This is a genomic window from Brevibacterium sp. FME17, from assembly GCF_014897515.1.
In the GTDB taxonomy this organism is placed as follows: Bacteria; Actinomycetota; Actinomycetes; order Actinomycetales; family Brevibacteriaceae; genus Brevibacterium.
In genome coordinates this window covers 1-18,637 of the sequence record NZ_JABUYD010000027.1, presented here as the reverse complement: position 1 = coordinate 18,637, position 18,637 = coordinate 1, and the positions used below count along the sequence as shown (strand labels likewise).

The 18,637-nt window shown below is 61.1% G+C and carries 20 protein-coding genes; 7 read left to right on the top strand and 13 right to left on the bottom strand.

The genetic code is table 11. The annotated features are described in order from the left end of the window. Window positions 1–2: 2 nt before the first annotated feature. Complete coding sequence (locus INT40_RS17975; protein WP_193096654.1) at window positions 3–506, bottom strand: SRPBCC family protein; 504 nt, start codon at window positions 504–506, stop codon at window positions 3–5. A gap of 61 nt (window positions 507–567) precedes the next feature. Between INT40_RS17975 and INT40_RS17970 the strand changes: the two genes are divergently transcribed. After that, window positions 568–1,065, top strand: coding sequence for a GNAT family N-acetyltransferase (locus tag INT40_RS17970; RefSeq protein ID WP_193071054.1), 498 nt, complete (start codon window positions 568–570; stop codon window positions 1,063–1,065). 165 nt (window positions 1,066–1,230) lie between these two features. Here the strand turns inward: INT40_RS17970 and INT40_RS17965 are convergent, their stop codons facing one another. The 3 genes from INT40_RS17965 to INT40_RS17955 all read right to left on the bottom strand — a co-directional run bounded on the left by INT40_RS17965 (window position 1,231) and on the right by INT40_RS17955 (window position 3,392). Then, entirely contained in the window at window positions 1,231–2,169 is a 939-nt protein-coding gene (locus tag INT40_RS17965) for a LysR family transcriptional regulator (RefSeq protein WP_193071053.1), read from the bottom strand. Between the two features lie 82 nt (window positions 2,170–2,251). Further along, complete coding sequence (locus tag INT40_RS17960; protein ID WP_193071052.1) at window positions 2,252–2,785, bottom strand: GNAT family N-acetyltransferase; 534 nt, start codon at window positions 2,783–2,785, stop codon at window positions 2,252–2,254. Between the two features lie 40 nt (window positions 2,786–2,825). After that, window positions 2,826–3,392, bottom strand: coding sequence for a dihydrofolate reductase family protein (locus tag INT40_RS17955; protein WP_319020847.1), 567 nt, complete (start codon window positions 3,390–3,392; stop codon window positions 2,826–2,828). A gap of 264 nt (window positions 3,393–3,656) precedes the next feature. On the opposite strand from INT40_RS17955, the gene INT40_RS17950 reads away from it, so the two are divergent. Beyond that, window positions 3,657–4,061: a hypothetical protein gene (locus INT40_RS17950; RefSeq protein ID WP_193096653.1), complete on the top strand. Its 405-nt coding sequence runs from the start codon at window positions 3,657–3,659 to the stop codon at window positions 4,059–4,061. Between the two features lie 232 nt (window positions 4,062–4,293). Here the strand turns inward: INT40_RS17950 and dnaB are convergent, their stop codons facing one another. From dnaB to INT40_RS17930, 4 genes are all read right to left on the bottom strand, one after another. Then, window positions 4,294–5,604: a replicative DNA helicase gene (gene dnaB, locus INT40_RS17945; protein WP_050773361.1), complete on the bottom strand. Its 1,311-nt coding sequence runs from the start codon at window positions 5,602–5,604 to the stop codon at window positions 4,294–4,296. Window positions 5,605–5,777: 173 nt separating this feature from the next. Beyond that, window positions 5,778–7,172 carry an FtsX-like permease family protein gene (locus INT40_RS17940; protein WP_193071049.1) on the bottom strand — a complete coding sequence of 465 codons (1,395 nt, stop codon included), beginning with the start codon at window positions 7,170–7,172 and terminating at the stop codon, window positions 5,778–5,780. A gap of 13 nt (window positions 7,173–7,185) precedes the next feature. Beyond that, window positions 7,186–8,532 (bottom strand): FtsX-like permease family protein, encoded by a 1,347-nt coding sequence (locus tag INT40_RS17935; RefSeq protein WP_319020846.1) that lies wholly within the window; start codon window positions 8,530–8,532, stop codon window positions 7,186–7,188. Between the two features lie 23 nt (window positions 8,533–8,555). Next, entirely contained in the window at window positions 8,556–9,320 is a 765-nt protein-coding gene (locus INT40_RS17930; protein WP_101572245.1) for an ABC transporter ATP-binding protein, read from the bottom strand. Between the two features lie 259 nt (window positions 9,321–9,579). On the opposite strand from INT40_RS17930, the gene INT40_RS17925 reads away from it, so the two are divergent. Further along, a complete protein-coding gene (locus INT40_RS17925; protein WP_101572247.1) occupies window positions 9,580–9,990 on the top strand; it encodes a VOC family protein in 411 nt (136 codons plus the stop codon). Here the strand turns inward: INT40_RS17925 and INT40_RS17920 are convergent. Continuing rightward, a complete protein-coding gene (locus tag INT40_RS17920) occupies window positions 9,957–10,568 on the bottom strand; it encodes a TetR/AcrR family transcriptional regulator (RefSeq protein WP_193071047.1) in 612 nt (203 codons plus the stop codon). The two genes, INT40_RS17925 and INT40_RS17920, sit on opposite strands and share 34 nt — an antisense overlap. A 153-nt stretch (window positions 10,569–10,721) precedes the next feature. Between INT40_RS17920 and INT40_RS17915 the strand changes: the two genes are divergently transcribed. Continuing rightward, the gene (locus INT40_RS17915; RefSeq protein WP_193071045.1) at window positions 10,722–11,582 is read left to right on the top strand and encodes an SDR family oxidoreductase; all 861 of its coding nucleotides are present in this window, start codon (window positions 10,722–10,724) and stop codon (window positions 11,580–11,582) included. A 58-nt stretch (window positions 11,583–11,640) separates the two neighbouring features. On the opposite strand, the gene INT40_RS17910 is transcribed toward INT40_RS17915, so the two are convergent. The 3 genes from INT40_RS17910 to INT40_RS17900 all read right to left on the bottom strand — a co-directional run bounded on the left by INT40_RS17910 (window position 11,641) and on the right by INT40_RS17900 (window position 15,245). Beyond that, window positions 11,641–13,185: an AMP-binding protein gene (locus tag INT40_RS17910; protein WP_193071044.1), complete on the bottom strand. Its 1,545-nt coding sequence runs from the start codon at window positions 13,183–13,185 to the stop codon at window positions 11,641–11,643. Window positions 13,186–13,217: 32 nt separating this feature from the next. Beyond that, entirely contained in the window at window positions 13,218–14,351 is a 1,134-nt protein-coding gene (locus tag INT40_RS17905) for a DUF5938 domain-containing protein (RefSeq protein WP_101572255.1), read from the bottom strand. A 102-nt stretch (window positions 14,352–14,453) separates the two neighbouring features. Next, window positions 14,454–15,245: an SDR family NAD(P)-dependent oxidoreductase gene (locus INT40_RS17900; RefSeq protein ID WP_193071043.1), complete on the bottom strand. Its 792-nt coding sequence runs from the start codon at window positions 15,243–15,245 to the stop codon at window positions 14,454–14,456. A gap of 120 nt (window positions 15,246–15,365) precedes the next feature. Here INT40_RS17900 and INT40_RS17895 point away from each other — a divergent pair, with 120 nt between their 5' ends. Continuing rightward, the gene (locus INT40_RS17895; protein ID WP_193071041.1) at window positions 15,366–16,016 is read left to right on the top strand and encodes a TetR/AcrR family transcriptional regulator; all 651 of its coding nucleotides are present in this window, start codon (window positions 15,366–15,368) and stop codon (window positions 16,014–16,016) included. 69 nt (window positions 16,017–16,085) lie between these two features. Here the strand turns inward: INT40_RS17895 and INT40_RS17890 are convergent, their stop codons facing one another. Then, complete coding sequence (locus tag INT40_RS17890) at window positions 16,086–17,384, bottom strand: DUF445 domain-containing protein (protein WP_101572356.1); 1,299 nt, start codon at window positions 17,382–17,384, stop codon at window positions 16,086–16,088. 173 nt (window positions 17,385–17,557) lie between these two features. On the opposite strand from INT40_RS17890, the gene INT40_RS17885 reads away from it, so the two are divergent. Continuing rightward, entirely contained in the window at window positions 17,558–17,776 is a 219-nt protein-coding gene (locus INT40_RS17885; protein ID WP_101572261.1) for a DUF2945 domain-containing protein, read from the top strand. Continuing rightward, entirely contained in the window at window positions 17,773–18,360 is a 588-nt protein-coding gene (locus INT40_RS17880; protein WP_193096652.1) for a DUF488 family protein, read from the top strand. Before INT40_RS17885 ends, INT40_RS17880 begins: the two co-directional genes overlap by 4 nt. Window positions 18,361–18,637 lie beyond the last annotated feature (277 nt).

Below are 18,637 nucleotides of genomic sequence, written 5' to 3'. Positions count from 1 at the left end.
CCTCACGCCTGTCCAAACTCGTCCTTCATCGTGGTCAGAGTCCTGTGGATGTTCAGCCGCTGGAAGTCGGCGAAGCTTCTGCCGCCGGTGAGCACTCGGTCAACGATTGCTGCTACCCAGTCGGGCCAGGCGGTGCGGTCATCGTTCCAGGTTTCGGTGACACGCGTGCGCCCATTGTTGATGTCTTCGAATTCGTAGACCCAGGTGGCGATGCCTCCGCTGATCTTCGGTGAGCTCGCACCGATCTTTCGAACCTGGAACGCGAATCGTTCACCCGGTTCAGATGCGGTGACGACACACTCGGTAACCCATTGTGCGCGGCTGCGATGATTGCTGCCCTCGAAGACTTCGCCCACCTGCAGAGGACGGGACTCCGCAGGAGTGTGAGCGCCGATGTTCTCAGGACTCCACCGAGGCATCTGGGTCGGATCGGCCACCTGCTCCCACAGAGTGTCCGCATCGACATTGACGATCATGCTGTCGCTGACCTGCGCAGTGCGTTTCATCGAGTTCCCTTCGTCGGTTGAGTCCAGCCTAGTGGTGAATTTGAAGCGTAGTCTGACTCCCATGCTTCCGAACGCCACGCCCCGCTTGATATTCCGTGAGATGTCACCGAATGATCTCGACGATTTGGCAAACCTCCTCGGCGATCCCCAGGTCATGGAGTACTACCCGCGTCCCAAGGACCGGCCTGAAGCCGCTGGTTGGATCAACTGGAATCTACGCAGCTACGCCGACCACGGCCATGGGCTCTGGGTCATCACGACTCATGATGGTGAATTCCTCGGCGACTGCGGCCTGACCTGGCAGACGGTCGATGACACGCCTGTCCTGGAGCTCGGATACCATGTGAAGACCTCAGCTCAGAAGCTCGGCTATGCTACCGAGGCGGCCGTTGCCTGCCGCGAATACGCCAGTTCGCATGCACTGGCATCCCCTTTGGTCTCGATTATCCACAGGGACAATAGTGCTTCCCAGCGCGTGGCTGGGAAGGTCGGCATGAGACTCGATCAAACACTGCGCCACTCATCGCCGGTCCACGTCGTCTTTGCCATGGACCTGTGAAGGTTCGAGCTCGACAGCATCTGGGGTTGACCCGATTTCACGCTGATCGTACGTGCATTCCGAGGTCAGATCGTCCCCCGGCAATGTCCGAATGGAGGAGGCGTTTCTCGTCATAATCTTCGAGCATCCGCCGGTAAGGGATCGCTGAGGCATCGTCGATTTCACTCAGGCGCTGCCTGATTTGGCTGCGGGCGTCGTCGATTGAGTACCACGCTGTCCCAGGAGAGCCTTTTCATGAGCAACCGCCTGATCCTGCAGGGCTTGGACGACCGCGGCAACGGCCGGTCGGCGCATCGAATCGGGACGCAGCACCATCCAATAGGGCAGTCGTTCGGACAGAGTCTCGGCGAAGAGTCTGACCAGGTCATCATGCAGGTCAGCCATGAAGCAGGGCAGGAAGCCGATGCCCGCGCTGGCACGGGTGGCTTCGACATGGACAAACACATTGGTCGAAGACAGTCCGTCTTTCATCGTGGGGACCAGGCGACGTGGCGCGTCGAGATCATCGACCTGGAGCATGGAATCCACGAAGTACACGAGGCGATGTTCGGTCAGCTCATCCTCGGTGGCCGGAGTTCCGTTCTCGATCAGATAGTCCCGTGAGGCATACATGCCCAGTTCATAGTCGCCGAGTTTGAATGCTTCAGCGCGGTGCACCTGGGGTTCGCCGACGACCACTTCGATGTCGAGGCCCGATCGCTGCTGCAGTGCCTGTCGCGTCACGGTCACGATCTCCACGCTGAGGTCCGGATGCCGACGCCGGAGTTTCGCCACGGCCGAAGCCGCCACATAGGCACTGAACCCATCCGTAGCTGTCATTCGGACCACCCCGGTGATGGCGTCGGGACCGCGCCCTGAGCCGCCGAGGCTGCTCACCGCGTTCTCCACCTGCTCGGCCACCCGCACGGCCTCATGTCCGAGCTCGGTCAGTTCCCATCCACCGGAGGCACGTGAGAGCACGCGGCCGCCGAGGGATTTCTCGAGGGCGGCGATCCGGCGGGAAATGGTTGTGTGGTTAAGGCCCAAGGTCTGTGCCGCGGTCGTGAACTTCGCCGAGCGGGACACCGTGAGCAGCACCAGAAGATCATTCGGCTTCATGTCCATATCTGCAATATTAGGCAGAGGATGTGCTGAAGCGGATCTCAGAACCACAACTTCTGTGCACAAATGCGCATACCGACGTCAGTCATAATCGATCGAATGGACCCGCGTACTGGAAGGCTCCACCCTGATGAGCGTAGTCCGAGAGCGTACGAATCTGGAGGTAGTCGCCCCAGGCCGGGTCAGGCGGAGTCACTGCGGTCGTCGAAGCCGGGACGAAACCGAAACGCGAGTAATAGGCAGGGTCACCGAGCAGACCGACGACGGCCTCACCTCTGGCATCAGCAGCACCGAGCACCGCGTGCATCAGCGCCGAGCCGACGCCGTTTCCCTGCCGCCTTGGAAGGACGCTGACCGGCCCGATACCGAGAGCCGGAAACGAACCCACGTGCGCCCGTGTCGCCACGACATGCCCGATGATCTCATCGTCATCGAGGGCGACAAGAGAGATCTCGGGAATCCATGCAGGATCGTCCCGCAACCATGAGATCAGGGTCGCTTCTCCAGGGTCTTCGCTTGGCTCCACCGGTGGAGCGCTGTGGTCTGCACCGCGGAATACGGCTGCTGTGATTGCGCGGATCTCTTCGGTGTCGCCTGAACGTTCTCGTCTGATCAGCATACGAGCTGAGCCTACCGTGCACCGATGGGGACGAGAATGCTCACCGTCTCGCTTCATATCGGGTCAGAAGAACACCGTTGGGAAATGACTGAGTGTCCAGCAGTTTCAGATTCACCCAATTGTCCAAGGGCGTGAAGAAGGGCGTGCCCCCACCCACCAGGACCGGGTAGGTGAGCAGAATGTATTCGTCGATCAGTCCAGCCCTCATCGCCGAAGACGCGAGCGTGGCGCCGACGATGTCCATAGGGCCACCGTCTTCTGACTTGAGCCGAGAGATCTCAGCAACGGCATCGCCAGAGACCAGTCGAGCATTCCAGTCGACGGCACTGATCGTCGAGGAGAACACCACCTTCGGCATCTCCAGCCACCGGCGTGCATACTCACCCTCAGCTGGTGTGACCCCGGGCTGTTGCCCGGCTGTGGGCCAGTGAGAGCTCATCGCCTCCCATAGCCGCCGACCGTACAAAGCCAGCTCGGTGGACCCCACACGGTCAGACCACCATCGGAACACCTCGTCATTCGGCATGCTCCAGCCCAGATCGTCACCGGGCGCAGCTACGTAGCCATCCAGGCTCACGTTCATCGCAAAGCTCAATTTCCGCGTCACATCGGCCCCTCTCAAGTCGGCAGCCGCTGGTGGTTGTAGAGATGCGTCCTATTTTGCCCACGACGCGCCAATGTATTTTGCACGAATCACAATTCGGAACGATCCGTGTGCAAAATAGTGCGACATGGGGCGAGTCACGGCTAGGGATCCGGGAATTTCGGTTGCCTTGAAGCATCATCCTGTCGGCACCGGATCTCGGTGCAAGGGAAGTGCAGACTGTTAATCTGAACGTCGACTGTCGATGAATTAATGAGGAGCGCGTTGGTGTCCATCAGTGGTTTTAGTAAACGAGCAGGGTCGTTAGCGACAATCTTCGGCGCAATCTGGGTACCCAGCGCCTGCGGGGGCGGAGTATCAGGCGAGTTTTACAACGGAGACGGCATATTGAACATCGACGGCGACTCTGTGACCTTCACGGACTTCGCCTGCTCCGATGGCGACGAGTTAGCGGAACTTGATTCAGAACACCAGTTCAAGGGTGAACTTACCGATGACGGTGCGCAGGTCATGTGGGATGCTGAAAACCAGAGCGCCTACAGTTGGACGCCTGAACCAGCCGAACCGATCGTCGAAAGCAGTTCAGGTGAGCAGATCACAATCGGCGACCAGCAGTTCACGAAGATGGACGAAGAAGAGGCGCTGAAACAATATTCAGCCGACGAATGCTAAGCATCGCAACCTAGCTACACGATGGGGAGTAGGCTCCCGCCGCTCCTTTGAGTGCGCTTTAGAGTGTTTGCCGTGAGACCTCATAGCGGCGGGTGACCTCGGCAACAGAAATCCCATGTCGACCATCACCCGGCACGTTTAATTCGCGTCGAGTCAAGCGAAACAGGCCATTTTCGCAAAGGTAACCTTCAGCGCAGTTTGGGCAAAGTAGGGCGCTTCTCTGCTGATGAGTCTACTGCGGCATGTTGACGAACCTGGACTTCGCGCCCTGGAAGGCCACGGAGATGTCAGCGGTCGGACCGGCACGGTGTTTGGCGACGATGATATCGGCCTCGCCGGCGCGTTCGTGCTCCTTGTCGTACATGTCGTCACGGTGGATGAGCAGCACCATATCGGCGTCCTGCTCGATCGAACCGGACTCACGCAGATCCGAGATCATCGGCCGCTTGTCCGTTCTCTGCTCGCTGCCACGGTTGAGCTGCGAGAGTGCGATGACCGGGATCTCGAGTTCTTTGGCCAAGAGCTTGAGTGAACGGGAGAACTCGGAGACTTCCTGCTGACGTGATTCGACCTTTTTGCCGGAGCTCATCAGCTGCAGGTAGTCGACGCAGACCATCTTGAGATCGTGCTGCTGTTTCAGGCGACGGCACTTCGCTCGGATCTCCGTCAGTGCCATGTTCGGCGAATCGTCGACGAACAGTGGTGCATCGTTGATGCGCGATTCCGTTGCGGCCAGGGTGGTCCAGTCGTGGGGGCTCAGCTCACCGCGGCGAAGGTTCTGCAACGGAATCTCCGACTCGGCAGACAGAAGTCGCATGACGAGTTCGTTCTTGCCCATCTCCAAGGAGAAGAAGACGGCGGCCTGGCCGTGGTGGATCGCCGCCGAGCGCATGAAGTCCAACGCCAGTGTGGACTTGCCCACGCCGGGACGAGCGGCGATGACGATCATCGTGCCCGGGTGGAAACCGTTGGTGAGCGCATCGAATTCGGTGAATCCGGTCGGCACGCCGGCGGTCTGGCCATCGGTGTCGCCATTGCGTTCGATCTCCTGAGCGACATCGCTGAGAATGTCGGAGAGGATCACGTAGTCCTCGGTGGTGTGACGCTCAGTGACTTGGTAGATCTCCGCCTGGGCCGAGTTCACGACCTCATCGGTGTCGCCTTCCGCGTCATAGCCCATCTGCACGATGCGGGTGCCGGCTTCGACGAGTCGGCGCAGGACGGCCTGCTCGCGCACGATCGCGGCATAGTAGCCGGCGTTGGCGGCAGTCGGAACGGAGGAGATGAGCGTATGCAGGTACGCTGCGCCGCCGACCCGGGAAAGGTCGCCGGTCTTCGTGAGGTAGTTCGCCACCGTCACGGAGTCCGCGGGTTCACCACGCGAATAGAGGTCGAGGACGGCTTCGTAGATGGTCTCGTGAGCAGGCTTGTAGAAGTCATCGCCTGTCATGGATTCGACGCAGTCGGCGATCGCATCCTTGGACAGAAGCATCGCGCCGAGGACGCTCTGCTCGGCCTCGACGTCCTGCGGCGGGGTCCTCATCCCGTCAAACCCCTGGTTGTTGCTCAATCGTCTTCCTCTTCCTCGAACCTCGTCGGCGGACACCCGCTTTCAACGCCCTCCAACTGTACCTGGATCGAGAAGCCACAGACCCACCTCGGCGGGGTATCCGGGTGTGAGCACACGCTCACTCCGGCCGGCTCAGCGGCCCGACCTCAGTCCCGCGAACGACCTGCGGTCGCCACGGTCACGAGGATCGGCTTCGCCAGCTGCAATCCCAATCTGATGATGAGAATACCGAGGACCACTGACGCGAGAATCGTGAGGAATGTGATCGGCTTGAGCACGAGCGCAGCACCGGCCAGAGGCAGAACGAGAACCAAACCGAGCCCCCCGGCCAACAGCGACACCCAGATCACCGGCCCCAGGACTGCTCTCACCATGGCTGTGTGCATCGTGTCCGGATCCATTCCCGCGGCGTAGAGATCTTGAAATGTGTCGGCTCGATCGTAGATGTCTGCAACCTGGTTGATCAGCGCGGATACGGCGATCAACAGGATCGAGATTCCCATCACCAGCATGACTCCGGTGAAGATGTCCTGCAGCAGGAACCGGTCGGCGTCGTGCATCCGGGCGCCCGGCTCGTCCCCCGCGTCGAGGCCGAGCTGCATGAGCGAGATGCCGGTTCCGCCCACGGCAGCGACGAACGCAGTCATGGCCAGCCCGGAGACTCTGCGCCAGAACCGTTTGGGTTCGTCGGAGACCAACCGCGCGGCGATGAGTCGTTCCGGAGTCTGCGCCCTATTCCCGCTGAGGTACGCAAACCACCTGATCAGAAGTCCGCCGAGGAGGTCGACGACGATCAGACCGAGGAAGAAGGTCGCGATGACCGCAGAGAGGACGATTCCGAGCCCGAGTTCTCCGCTCTTCGACAGCATCACGACAACCGGCAGTGTCAGGACCACGAGGGTCGCCAGAACCACCTGAACGACGGGGAACTTCCGCTCCAGGGCCTTGGTGCGCACACCCAGCGGTGAGATCGCGACCTTGCGCAGGCCCAGCAGCGCAGCGGCGATGCATACGAGGATGAGGAACACGACTACCGAGGCCACCAACCACGGGGGCATGAGCATGTTCTCGTACCCGATGGGATGTCCCATGAAGCGGATCAGGCTCACCGGCCAGACCAGGCTCAGGTAGCCGAGGACGCCGAGGACGATTCCGCAGATCGCGGGCACCAGCGGTTCGGCCACCGCGAGAGTGACGATGGATGAGCGCCTGGCACCCAGCAGCGACATCGTGGACAGCCGCTCATCCTGTCGCCGGGCGGACAGAGTCGCCGAGGCGGAGGCCAGGGTGCTCGCGGGAATCACGAGGAGGATCGTCGCGAAGCTGGCCAGGAACTTGTACATGAAGTCCATGCCCGCCATGTCCGGGTCCGAGCTGGGTGGGGTCTGGAAGAACATCCAGGCTCCGGCGGCGACGGTGAGGAACAGGGAGGTACAGGCGAAGAACGCGCTCATCACCAACAGCGAACTCGACGAGGTCAGCGTCTTGCGCCCCAGGACGAGGGGTACGACGCGGGTTGCTGTGGGCAGGACGGTGGGCATGTCGATCTCCTTCTCAAACCGCAGCATTCACAGCGGTGACGGTGCGCACGAGCGGGCGGGTGAACTGCAGTCCCAGCCACACCATCGCCACGCCGCCGACGAGCACCGATGCGACAACCCCAATGGTCAGAGGATCGCCGAGGTCACTCGCCGAAGCCATGAGTCCTGCCAGGATTCCGCCCAGCGCCAGGGATACGAGGGTGACGAGGACGATGGGTGACATGACCGCGTTGACCGTGACCCGGTGCATCATCTTCTGTGTCATTCCCGCCGAATGCAGCTCCCGGTACGTCGATGCCCGGTCGAGGATGTCTGCTGCCTGGTTGATCGTCGCGGAGATGACGATGAAAACGAATGCGATGGCCAGGGTGAGGACGAGGCCGGTGAAGATGTCATCGGCCATGTACTGGTACGGGCCCATGATGGCCTTGTCCTCAGCGGTGAGATCTCCTTGATTCGCCCGCATCATCGCCGTGCCGGCACCACCGACGACCGCGATGAAGGTGATCATGGAGAGGCCGGCCACGCGCCGCCAGTACTGAGCGGGGGCATCGGCGATCATCGACGCTGCGATCATCGACGTGGGTGTGCGAGCGATCCGGTGGCTGAACCATCCGTGGATGCGCATGACGAGAACGCCGATGACATTGATGAGCAGAAGGGCGACGCCGATCGTGATGATGCTGGCAACAACGAAGACCATCGTCGGCTGGTTGCGGTCGAGGGAGAAGACGAGGGCTGCGATCATTCCGACCACGAGCACGATCACGGCTATGATGCGGGCCACAGGGAACTTGCGAGCCAAGGACCTGGTGCGCACGCCCAGCGGTGAAACCGTGATCCTGCGCAAACCCAGCAGCGCGGAGAGCAGGCAGACCAAAAGCAGTCCGATGACAACTGCGGCGAGCAGCCACAGCGGCATCATCAGTGCGGAGTAGCCGAGGGCTTGGCCGTTGAAGACGAGGAGGCTGAGTGGGACTGCGAGCAGAAAGTAACCGGCGATTCCCGCAAAGATTCCTGCCGCGGCGGGAATGAAGGGTTCGGCGACGGCGAGGAGTCTGACCGTGCCAGGCTTCGCACCCAGCAAGGAGAGTGTGGACAGCCGTTCGTCCTGACGTCGGGCACTGAGCTTCGCCGAGGCGACCCCCAAGCTGATCGCGGGAACGATGAGGAAGACGGTGGCCAAGATCGCGAGCATGCGATACAGGTCGGCCACCTCGGCGTATCCGGAGACATCGGGACGGTCGTTGAATGCCCAGGCACCGCCGGCGACGGTGAGAAAAAGAGTCGAGCACGCGAAGAAGGCGAAGGCGACGAGCTTCGATGTTGTCGAGGTGAAGGATTTCTTGGTCAATACCACTGGAAGGATATTCATGGTCGGCATCACCAGTTGTTCTGGACGTACTGGGTGTTCTGTGCACGCTGGTCGTTCTGCGCGTACTCGTTCGCGGAGTCCGAGACGATGCGCCCGTCGGCGAGTCGGACGATGCGCGAGCACCGGGCAGCCACGGTCTCATCGTGAGTGACCACGACCAAGGTGGATCCTCGTCCGGTCGTGGAGGCGAGGAGTTCGGAGAGCACCTCGGTGGAGGTGGTGGAGTCGAGCGCGCCTGTGGGCTCATCGGCGAAGGTGACCACGGGCTGGGTGACCTGGGCGCGGGCGATGGCCACGCGCTGAGCCTGTCCGCCGGAGAGCTGCCCGATGCGCTTGTCCAGGTGCTCGGCCAGTCCCAGGCGCTGCAGCCACGCACGAGCGTGCTCGGTCGCATCGGGGCGCTTCAGACCTGAGAGCATTGCGGCGAGCGCGACATTGTCCAAGGCGGTGAGCTCGGGCAGGAGCAGACCCTGCTGGAACACGAACCCGAAGACCTCGCGACGCAGAGCGGTGCGGCCCTTCTCCTTCAGCGACGTGATCTCCGCGGCGGCGCTGCGGTCGGTGGGCAGGAGACGGATATTCCCCTCGTCAGGTCGGATGATGCCAGCGAGGCAGTGCAGGAGGGTCGTCTTTCCGGAACCGGAGGGCCCCATGACGGCCACGGATTCGCCGAGGCCGATGGTGAGGTCGACTCCGGCGAGCGCATAGGTCTGGTTGTAGTGCTTGGTCACGTTCGACGATGTGATGATCGCGGGAAGCTGTGTGTTTGTCATGTCTCCATGTTTTCGCAATCGGACTTGCCCGACTATGAAGACCTCCCACCACTGGGGCGAGGAAAACCCGATAATCGGCACGGAGGTTGAGGAGCCCCGCATGCGACCCTGCAATGGACCAGCACGGCTCACGCCTCTATTGTGAATGCGTAGCGGATGCTTCGAAGGCTCCGCTGCCGAAGAACCACTCTGCGTGAACCACTCCGGGTGAACTCACGACGAGGACCAGTGAAGAGACATCTACAACTGAGGAGTCATCATGAAAGCACAGTGGATCAGCATTCTCGTCGACGATCAGGCTCGCGCTCTGAAGTTCTACACGGATCGGCTCGGCTTCATTCCGAAGGTCGACGTGCCCGTCGGAGACGAGTTCCGCTGGCTCACAGTGGTCTCACCAGAGGATCCCGATGGCGTGGAAGTCGTCCTCGAACCCAAGGGACACCCCGCCGCGAACGACTTCACTTCCGCGCTGAAGGCAGACGGAATCCCCCTCAACCAGTTCGCCGTTGAGGATGTCCAGGCCGAATACGATCGCCTGAACAAACTCGGTGTGACTTTCGTTCAGGAACCGACGACGATGGGCCCGGTCACCACAGCAGTCCTCGACGACACCGTCGGCAACCTGATCCAGCTCATTCACCAGGAAGAGGCCGAGCCTGACCTGCCGTGAGCAGGCTGGCAGATGCCGTCGAGGACCAATCCGGTTCGCCGCTCGTAGGCCGCTCTGGAAGGGCGAACCCCGTACTTGAGTGCGAGTGAGTTGTCGACGGCCATCGCTTGAAAGTCATCCGACGTGACCCCTTCGGCCAGAGCGTTGGCCGCATGCCCATCCTGCACCAGCTCCTCGTGGAAGCTTCCCCCGAGGTGACAGAGTTCCATGAGTGGGCCCGAGGCAGGAAACGCCTGCAGGAGAACGTCGTTGACCGCCGGCAGTCGGTATTGAAGTTCGCGGATGGCACCGACGTAGAATCGAATCCGCTCACTGATACCGGGAACTGAGCGGGCGTCATCAATCACGGACTTCAGCTTAGTCGCGACGACCTCGTCGATGACGGAATCGATCAGTCCGATCCGCCCGCCAAACCTGTTGAAGATCGTCGCCTTGCTCACCTGGGCGGTACCGGCGACGTTCTCCAGCGGTGCCGAAAGTCCCTCGACGCGAAACACCTCGATTGCGGCAGCGCGGATCCGCGCGACATTCCGGCGGGCATCCGTACGCAACGTCGGCCCAGAGTTCCTATCAGCCACCCTCAGCTCTCCCCTGTTCTCTCCATAACTTGACTACATTGGTCACTTTACCGCAGGATGGATGTCGGCACTAAGTTGACCATATAAGTCAACTTGAAAGGGGTGCCTCCATCAGCACCGGTCTCGGACCGGCTTCAGCGAAAGGTCGCCATAATGATCATCGTGACCGGAGCAACGGGCGCTCTCAACGGATTCACTGTGGAGTATCTCCTCCAACGGATTGCGCCGAGCGACATCGGTGTCAGCGTCCGCAACCCCGACCGCGCACAGCACCTGGCAGACCAGGGCGTTCGCGTCAGACAAGGAAGTTACGACGATCCAGATGCGCTCCGTCACTCGTTCGCCGACGCGGAGCAGGTACTTCTCGTCTCCTCGAGTGATGTCACCGCGGACGTCATCACACAACACAGAACAGCCATCGACGCGGCAGTCGAGGCTGGAGCCCAACGAATCCTGTACACGAGCGCTCTCGGGACCGGCTTCAACTCCCCCTACCCTCCGCTGGCAATTCACGCTGCCACCGAGCAATACCTTGCCGAGTCGGGCGTCTCTTGGACGGCACTGCGCAATGGCTTCTACGGAGACCTAGGAGATCTGCTCGGACCATGGCAGGCAACGGGCACGATCGCCAAACCAGCCGACGGTCCCTTCTCGTGGATCGACCGACGCGATGCCGGCAAAGCGGCCGCGACAATATTGACCAGCGCATCGTCCTTCGACGGCCAAGTCAATCTCACACTGCCCTCACCGGTGACTCTCGCTGACTTCGCCGCACGCGCCTCCGAACTATCGGGCCGCCCTGTCGAACGAATCGTTGTCAAGGACGAAGAATGGATTGCAGGTGAAGTGGCCAACGGGGTGCCCGAGGCTGCCGCACGATTCACTCTGACGATGTTCCAAGCAACGCGAAGCGGCCATTTCGCGCACCCCGATCCCACCCTGTCTCGTCTCCTCGGACGGACGCCCCGTACCATCTCCGATCAACTCAAGGAACAGGTGGTGCGGACTGAGTGATTGTCCACGGACCGACGTCCAGCGATAAAGCACACGGCTTCACACCTAGTTCACGATTTCACATCGATGTCTCGTCCTTCAGCAACGCCTTGCGGATCTCGACCTTGAGGACCTTGCCCACCTTCGACCTGGGCAGATCGCTCCAGGCATCGATGCGCTTCGGGGTCTTGATGCTGCCGATCCGGGCTTTGACGTGCCCCCGCAGCTCCTCCGTCGTCACCGCACCACCTGGGCGAAGCTGAACCACGGCGGTGACCATCTCGCCCCAATGTTCATCGGGCAGACCGATGACAGCGCAGTCCTGGACCTCGGGGTGGGAGAGCAGGGCCTGCTCCACTTCGGTGGAGTAGACGTTGAACCCGCCGGTGATGATCATGTCCTTGGCACGATCGACGACGTAGAGGTAGTTCTCTTCATCGAGATAGCCGATGTCGCCGGTATGATGCCATCCGAATCGCGTCGCCTCCTCGGTCGCGTCGGGGTTCTTGTAGTAGCCCTCCATGACGAGGGATCCCCGAACGACGATCTCTCCGCGTTGCCCTCTGGGCAGGATCTCGCCGTCTGGAGACATCACTTCCACGGTGCACAGCGGGGAGGCTCGCCCGGCCGAACTCAACCGGTCCTTGGCCAGGGCCCCGTCGGGCAGGAAATGTTCTCGCGGTGACATCGTCGAAATCATCATGGGCGCTTCAGTCTGGCCGAACAGCTGAGCCATGACCGGACCGATCCTCGCAATCGCCTCTTCTAACCGCACCGGAGACATAGGGGCAGCCCCGTACCACAGGCATTCGAGGGAACTGAGATCTGTGGAATCCAGCCCCGCCTCGGCGAGGATCATGTAGACGATCGTCGGCGGCAGGAACGAATGCGTGACTCCATGCTCTTCGACATGGGCCAGGAACGCTCCAACGTCGGCACCGCGCATGATGACGATCTGCCCGCCAAGCGAGAGGATAGGAAAGCACAGAACTCCGGCCGCGTGTGTCAGCGGTGCCATCGCCAGGTACACGGGCTTCTTCGTGAATGGATAGGACATCAGGGTGAGCGCGGTCATCGTCTCAAGATTCTGATTCGACAACATCACTCCCTTGGGACGACCGGTAGTGCCCCCTGTGCCGACGACCATCGCCAGATCGCCCACGGGTGTGCCCGAAGTTTGCCGGTTGTCTCCAGCGGTGAGGAACTCTTCCCACCCGAGGGCTCCTTCGGGCTCGGCATCCAGGCACACCCAGGTATGGATCATCGGCAGATCCGCGCGGATGCTGTCGACCAATTGCGTGTAGGCGCTCGCGAAGATCACGACCGTGCAGTCCGAGAGCTCCAGTAGCTCACGATTCTCCTGGGCCTCGTTACGAGGATTGATCGGACACCACACGGCACCGATCCTAGAGATGCCGAAGACACAGGTGAAGGCCGTCGGATCATTACTCGAGATGATGGCGACCTTGTCTCCAGGTTTCACTCGCCTGGCAGCAAGCCCTGCCGCGATCTCTGCAGACAGCGACTGCACCTGTTCGTAGCTGCGCGACACTCCATCAGTGGTCAGGCACGGTGCCTGCGGGTCGATGGAGGCACCCTTGTCGAGGTAGTCGGAGAGTCTCATGATCTGCGTTCCTTCGCGTCGGTTTCAGTCTGTCAGCTCTGGACCGTGAGCACCGGTTCGGCGACCAGCCCGAACTCCCGCAGCACGCCGAGGAGTGCTTCGTGACCGAATGCCTGACATCCGGAAGCAAAGCCGACACGCCGAGGTGCCTGCTGGGTCAGGTGGTAAGCGAAGTAGGCTTGGAGCAGTCCGGTCTGCTGATAGTTGCTGTTGCCGTGGATGACACAGTGGGCACGCCCCAGGGGCCCACTGGCATGGACCGAGTCCAGTGACTTGTTCACCAGCGGGTTCTCTCTCGGTGGCATCTCACTCATCACCTGAGCCGCGGTCTCGGTGAGCACCTTGTCGCGTTCGGCATCGGACATGTCCTTGGTCTGTTCGAGCGCATTGGCCACGATGACCGGCACACCCCTCATCAGCGCCGTGTTGAACACGCCGCCCTGGGCCTTGACGTTGGCAACCCGCGGGTCGTTCTTGAACCAGACCGGGTGGCTCGTTCCGCCCCAGGGAAGGGACTGTGCGAGCTCATGCTGACCGGGAACGACAAGCGGAACCAGCCCCTCGTTGGGGTCGAACTCGCTGTAGGCATTGCGTTCGAGGTAGTACGCCTTGGAGGTCGCGGCATTGACGAGGATCGTCTGCGTCGAGGCGATCGTCGGGCTCCCGCCCCAGAATACGGCGATGTCCAAGGTGTCCAGACCGGGCTTCTCGAGACACAGGTTGGCCGCGATCTCTCCGATCGTGTACATCTGCGCCAGACCCGGTGAGAGCAGACGGTTCTTCTCTGCGAACTGCTGACCGAACTGCTCCTCGCAGGTGATCAGCCAGTCCTGCTCTCCCGAGGTGTCGGAGTAGTGGGCTCCCGCAGCCAAGGCGGCTTCGACGACCATGGGGCCGTACTTGCTGAACGGGCCGACAGTGTTGATGACAACCTCGGCGCCGGAGAACAATTCGGTGAGAGCTCCGACCTCGTTGTCGACGGCCTTGACCTCATAGTCAGCGGTCTCGATCCCGGGAACGTTGGTGTTCATCGATTCCTGCAGGCGTTTTTCGCTGCGTCCGGCGGCGATGAACGGCACACCGTATTGGCGCAGATACTCACAGACGATTCGTCCTGTGTAGCCGCTTGCCCCGTATACGACGACGGGCTTCTTCTGCTCGGACATCAGTGTCTCCTTCTCGCGAATAGTGTTCAGATGTGCGGATGATGGTCAGCGTGGTGCGGATTGTGGTCGGATGTGTCCCGGATGATCAGCTGCGTGCGGACATCACATGCCCATGCCGCCGTCGACCTGCAGGGCGGCTCCATTGACGAATCGTGACTCGTCGGAGGCCAGGAACATCAGCGCATCGGTGATGTCCTTCTCCTCTCCCAGACGTCCGGACGGGGTCAACTCAACAACAGCGGCGACAGCGGCCTCTGGACTTTCGAAGAGCCCGAGTTCCGATACGTCATTGGCCAGTCCTGCACCCATCGCGTTGGGAACCAGGCCGGGGAAGATGCAGTTGACTCGGACTCCGTATCCCAGCTTTCCGCTCTCCATTGCCGCCACTCTGGTCAACCGGTCGATTGCCGACTTCGTCGCGGAATAGACAGAGATCCCGGGAAAGGCGATCGTCGCCGCCACGGAGGCGACGTTGATGATCGTTCCTCCGCCTTCCGCCGGCCCGCCTGGGCGCATCGCACGCAAACCGTGCTTGAGACCGAGAACCGTGCCGAGCACATTGACGTTGAGCATCTTCTTGGCGTCATCAGGGTTGATGTCCGTGATCAGGCTGGTGATCTCCAGTCCGGCATTGTTGACGACGATGTCCAACCCACCCAGTGCCGCGACCGTTGAGTCGATCGCCGCCTGCCATGAGGAATCGTCTGTCACATCGAGTCTGACGAAGTGATGGCCTTCGCCCAGTTCCGAGGCGACTTCGGCGCCTCGGTCCTGCAGATCGGCGATGGCGACTGTGGCTCCTGCCGCAGAGAGGGCGCGAGCGTATGACTCGCCGAGGCCCTGCGCTCCACCTGTGACCAAAGCTCTGCGCCCGGTGAGATCGTACGGTGACATTTTCGGCTCCTTTGCCTGCGATTTAAGCGACGAGACAAGCGTCACATTCAAGCTTGACAACTGTCAAGACCAACTGTCCAGACCATTGATCAAGAAATGGACTGCGGCTAGTATTGAGATGTGGCAAGCACCCAGACTCAGCAGAAGGCTGCCCGCAGCAGGAGGGGCACGGGCAGTTACGACGAGCGTCGAATAGCGCTCGCGGAATCCGCGTTGCGGACCCTCGGCGAGCTCGGCTATGCGCGGACGAGCTTGCGCGACATCGCAGCGAACTCCGAATTCAGCCACGGCGTGGTTCATTACTATTTCCGCGACAAGACCGAACTCATCGTCTTCTGCGTCAAGCATTACAAGACTCAGTGCATGCACCGCTACGACTCGGTAGTTCAGGAGTCCACCACGTCGGCGGGTTTGCTCACCGGATTCGCCGACAAGTTGGTGCAGACACTGACGGAAGAGCCGTCAATGCACCGTCTCTGGTACGACCTGCGCTCCCAGAGCATGTTCCAGGAGGTGCTTCGCGACGATGTGCATGACATCGATCGTGGTCTCGAGGACATGATCTGGCGTGTGGTCTCCCGCTATGCAGAGCTCAGTGACGGCCGCCCATTGGTCGAATCACGCGCCGCTTACTCGATGTTCGACGGCATCTTCGAGAGCACTCTGCGCGATTTCCTCGCCGATCGATCGGGTGCGGTCGACTGGATCAGAGCTCAGGTGAGAAGCCTGCTTCCTGCGCTGTGCGCACCCGTGGACTCAGCCTCGAACTGATCGACCAGCCCTCAAGCTGTCCATCCGGCGCTCAGATCGAACGTCCGGCTTTCAAGCCGGCAAAGGCCCTCACCCAGGCAGCAGCACAATGATCGTGTGGATGAGAAGTCCGACCAGGGCGCCGATCACGGTTCCGTTGATCCGGATGTACTGCAGGTCTTTGCCCACGTAGAGTTCGATCCTCTCGGCGGCTTCCTTCGCATCCCAGCGTTCGATGGTGTCTGAGATGACGCTGGCGATTTCGGGGCCGAAGCTCTCGGCCAGGTCTCCAGCTGTGGTGGCGATCCGGTCGTCGATCTTGGCGGCAAACTCCGAGTCAGCCTGCAACCGCTGGGCGAACTCTCCGATGAGTTCTGAGATCCGTCCCCGCACCTCACCGTTCGGATCGATGATGGCCTGACGCAGGAGCTGTTTGAGGCTGCTCCAGATCTCGAGCACCGAGTCGACGACCCCGGACTGGCTGAGCAGGTCGTTGATGATGACTTCGGCCTTCTCCGACAGCGGAGTATCCGAGTTCAGGTCGTCGGAGAGATCGACGAGCCAGGAATCGAGGGCCTGACGCGCCTTGTGGTATTCGTTGTCGCGGACGTCGGCGACCCAGCCGAGCACCTCGCGCTGAAGTCGGTTGGAGAGCTGCTCGTTGACGAATTCGGGGATCCAGGAAGGTGCCCGATTGTGAACGATCTCATCGATGACCTGCGGATTGTCACTCAACCAGGAGTACGCCTCGGCGACGATGAGGTCGACAAGTTTATGGTGCGCCCCGTCAAGGACGATCTGGCGCAGAAGCTGGGCCAACACCGGAGTCTTGCGGGTCGCGACCAGGCGCGGAATGATGACATTCCTGGTCAGGGTTACCACGGAATCGTCATCGATGCGGGCCAGCACATATTCGAGTCCACCGGCGGCACGGTCGACGACGAGGTCACGGTTGGCGGACCTGCTCAGCCACTCACCGGCGCGGTGGGAGACTTGGGCGGATCGGATCTTCGTCGACACCGCCTCGGCGTGGAGGAAATTCGCGGCGACGAACGCGGACATGCTCGCGCCCAAGGTGTCCTTCTTGCGCGGAATGATCGCTGTGTGAGGAATGTGCAGACCCAGCGGGTGACGGAAGAGCGCGGTGACGGCGAACCAATCGGCGATCGCACCGATCATCGCGGCCTCAGAAGCGCGGGAGACGAATCCCCAGACTCCGGTGTTGTCGGTGAAGATGTGGGTGATAAGGAAGATGAGGGTGGCGAGGATGAGCAGTGACAGTGCCAGCGTCCGCATCTTGCGCAGACCCCGCGCCCGTTCCTGATCCTCCGGCGTCAGTTCGCTCGGACCGCCGAAGCGCGGCACAGATGGTGCTTTTTCGATCGACATCGTTTCCCCCTTGTCACCTGTCATCGACTTTAGCGAAGTCCCTGCCCAAGATGGTCATCGGCAGGCTGTGCTGAGCCTGAGAACCTGAGTCGCGGACTCCGCACCCTGACATCCTCGCCCCCCAACATGCTTGTATGGGGAGAAGAGCATTCGACGATTTTGGGGAGGATAACATGGCGGAGAACTTCTCTGTCGGCGATCACGTGGGTTGGAATTCGGAGGCCGGCGAGGTCTCGGGCACGATCACGAAGGTCCACACTTCTGATTTCGAGTACAAGGGCCACAACCGTCGGGCGTCGAAGGACGAGCCGCAGTACGAGATCAAGAGCGACAAGACCGATCACATCGCCGCTCACAAGGGCAGTTCGCTCCACCGGATCAGCAAGAAGTGACCGATTCGCAACCGGTTGATCCACGGTTCTTCACCATCGGGCATTCGACTCATTCCCTCGAGGAATTCATCGAACTCCTGACCGAGAATTCCGCCGAGGTGGTCGTCGACGTCCGCAAGCTGCCCGGATCGAACAAGTTTCCCCAGTTCAATGCGGATACCCTCGTCGATGACCTGGCCGAGGCGGGCATCAGACTCCGGCGCCTCGAGGGGCTGACAGGCAGACGCCCGGTGAATCATGACATCGACTTCGACGTCAACGGATGGTGGAAGAACCGCAGCTTCCACAACTATGCCGATCACACCCTGACCGAGGAGTTCCGTCACGACTTCGACCAGCTGCTCGGATGGGGCGCGAAGAGTCGTTGCGTCCTCATGTGCTCTGAGGCGGTGTGGTGGCGCTGTCATCGGCGCATCATCGCCGACAACCTACTCGCCCACGACTTCTCAGTCAGCCACATCATGGGCAAGAACCAGACGACTGCCGCTGAACTCAGCGCCGCAGCCGTTGTCGATAAGGACGAAAACGTCACGTACCCGGCAACCGACTCAGCCAGCTCCACCAGTAAGCCCACGGATTCATAGCGATTCGTGGGGGCGCGCAGCAATTCTTGGGGGTACCAAGCGATTTGCAGGTAACAGAACCCCGATTTCGCACGCTCAGATCGAGGTTCTTCTCCCTCTGACTTGAGCTGCGCCCCGCTAGGCTCACTTCATGGCATATTACAAACAGCGCCAGCGGGCAGAGTCCTTCGGTCAGGTTGCTCAGAACTACGATGCCTTTCGCCCGCAATATCCTGAGGCCTTAGCCTGGATCCACCGATGAGGCTGGGCCGATAGCGGCGTGCCGATAGAGAGAATG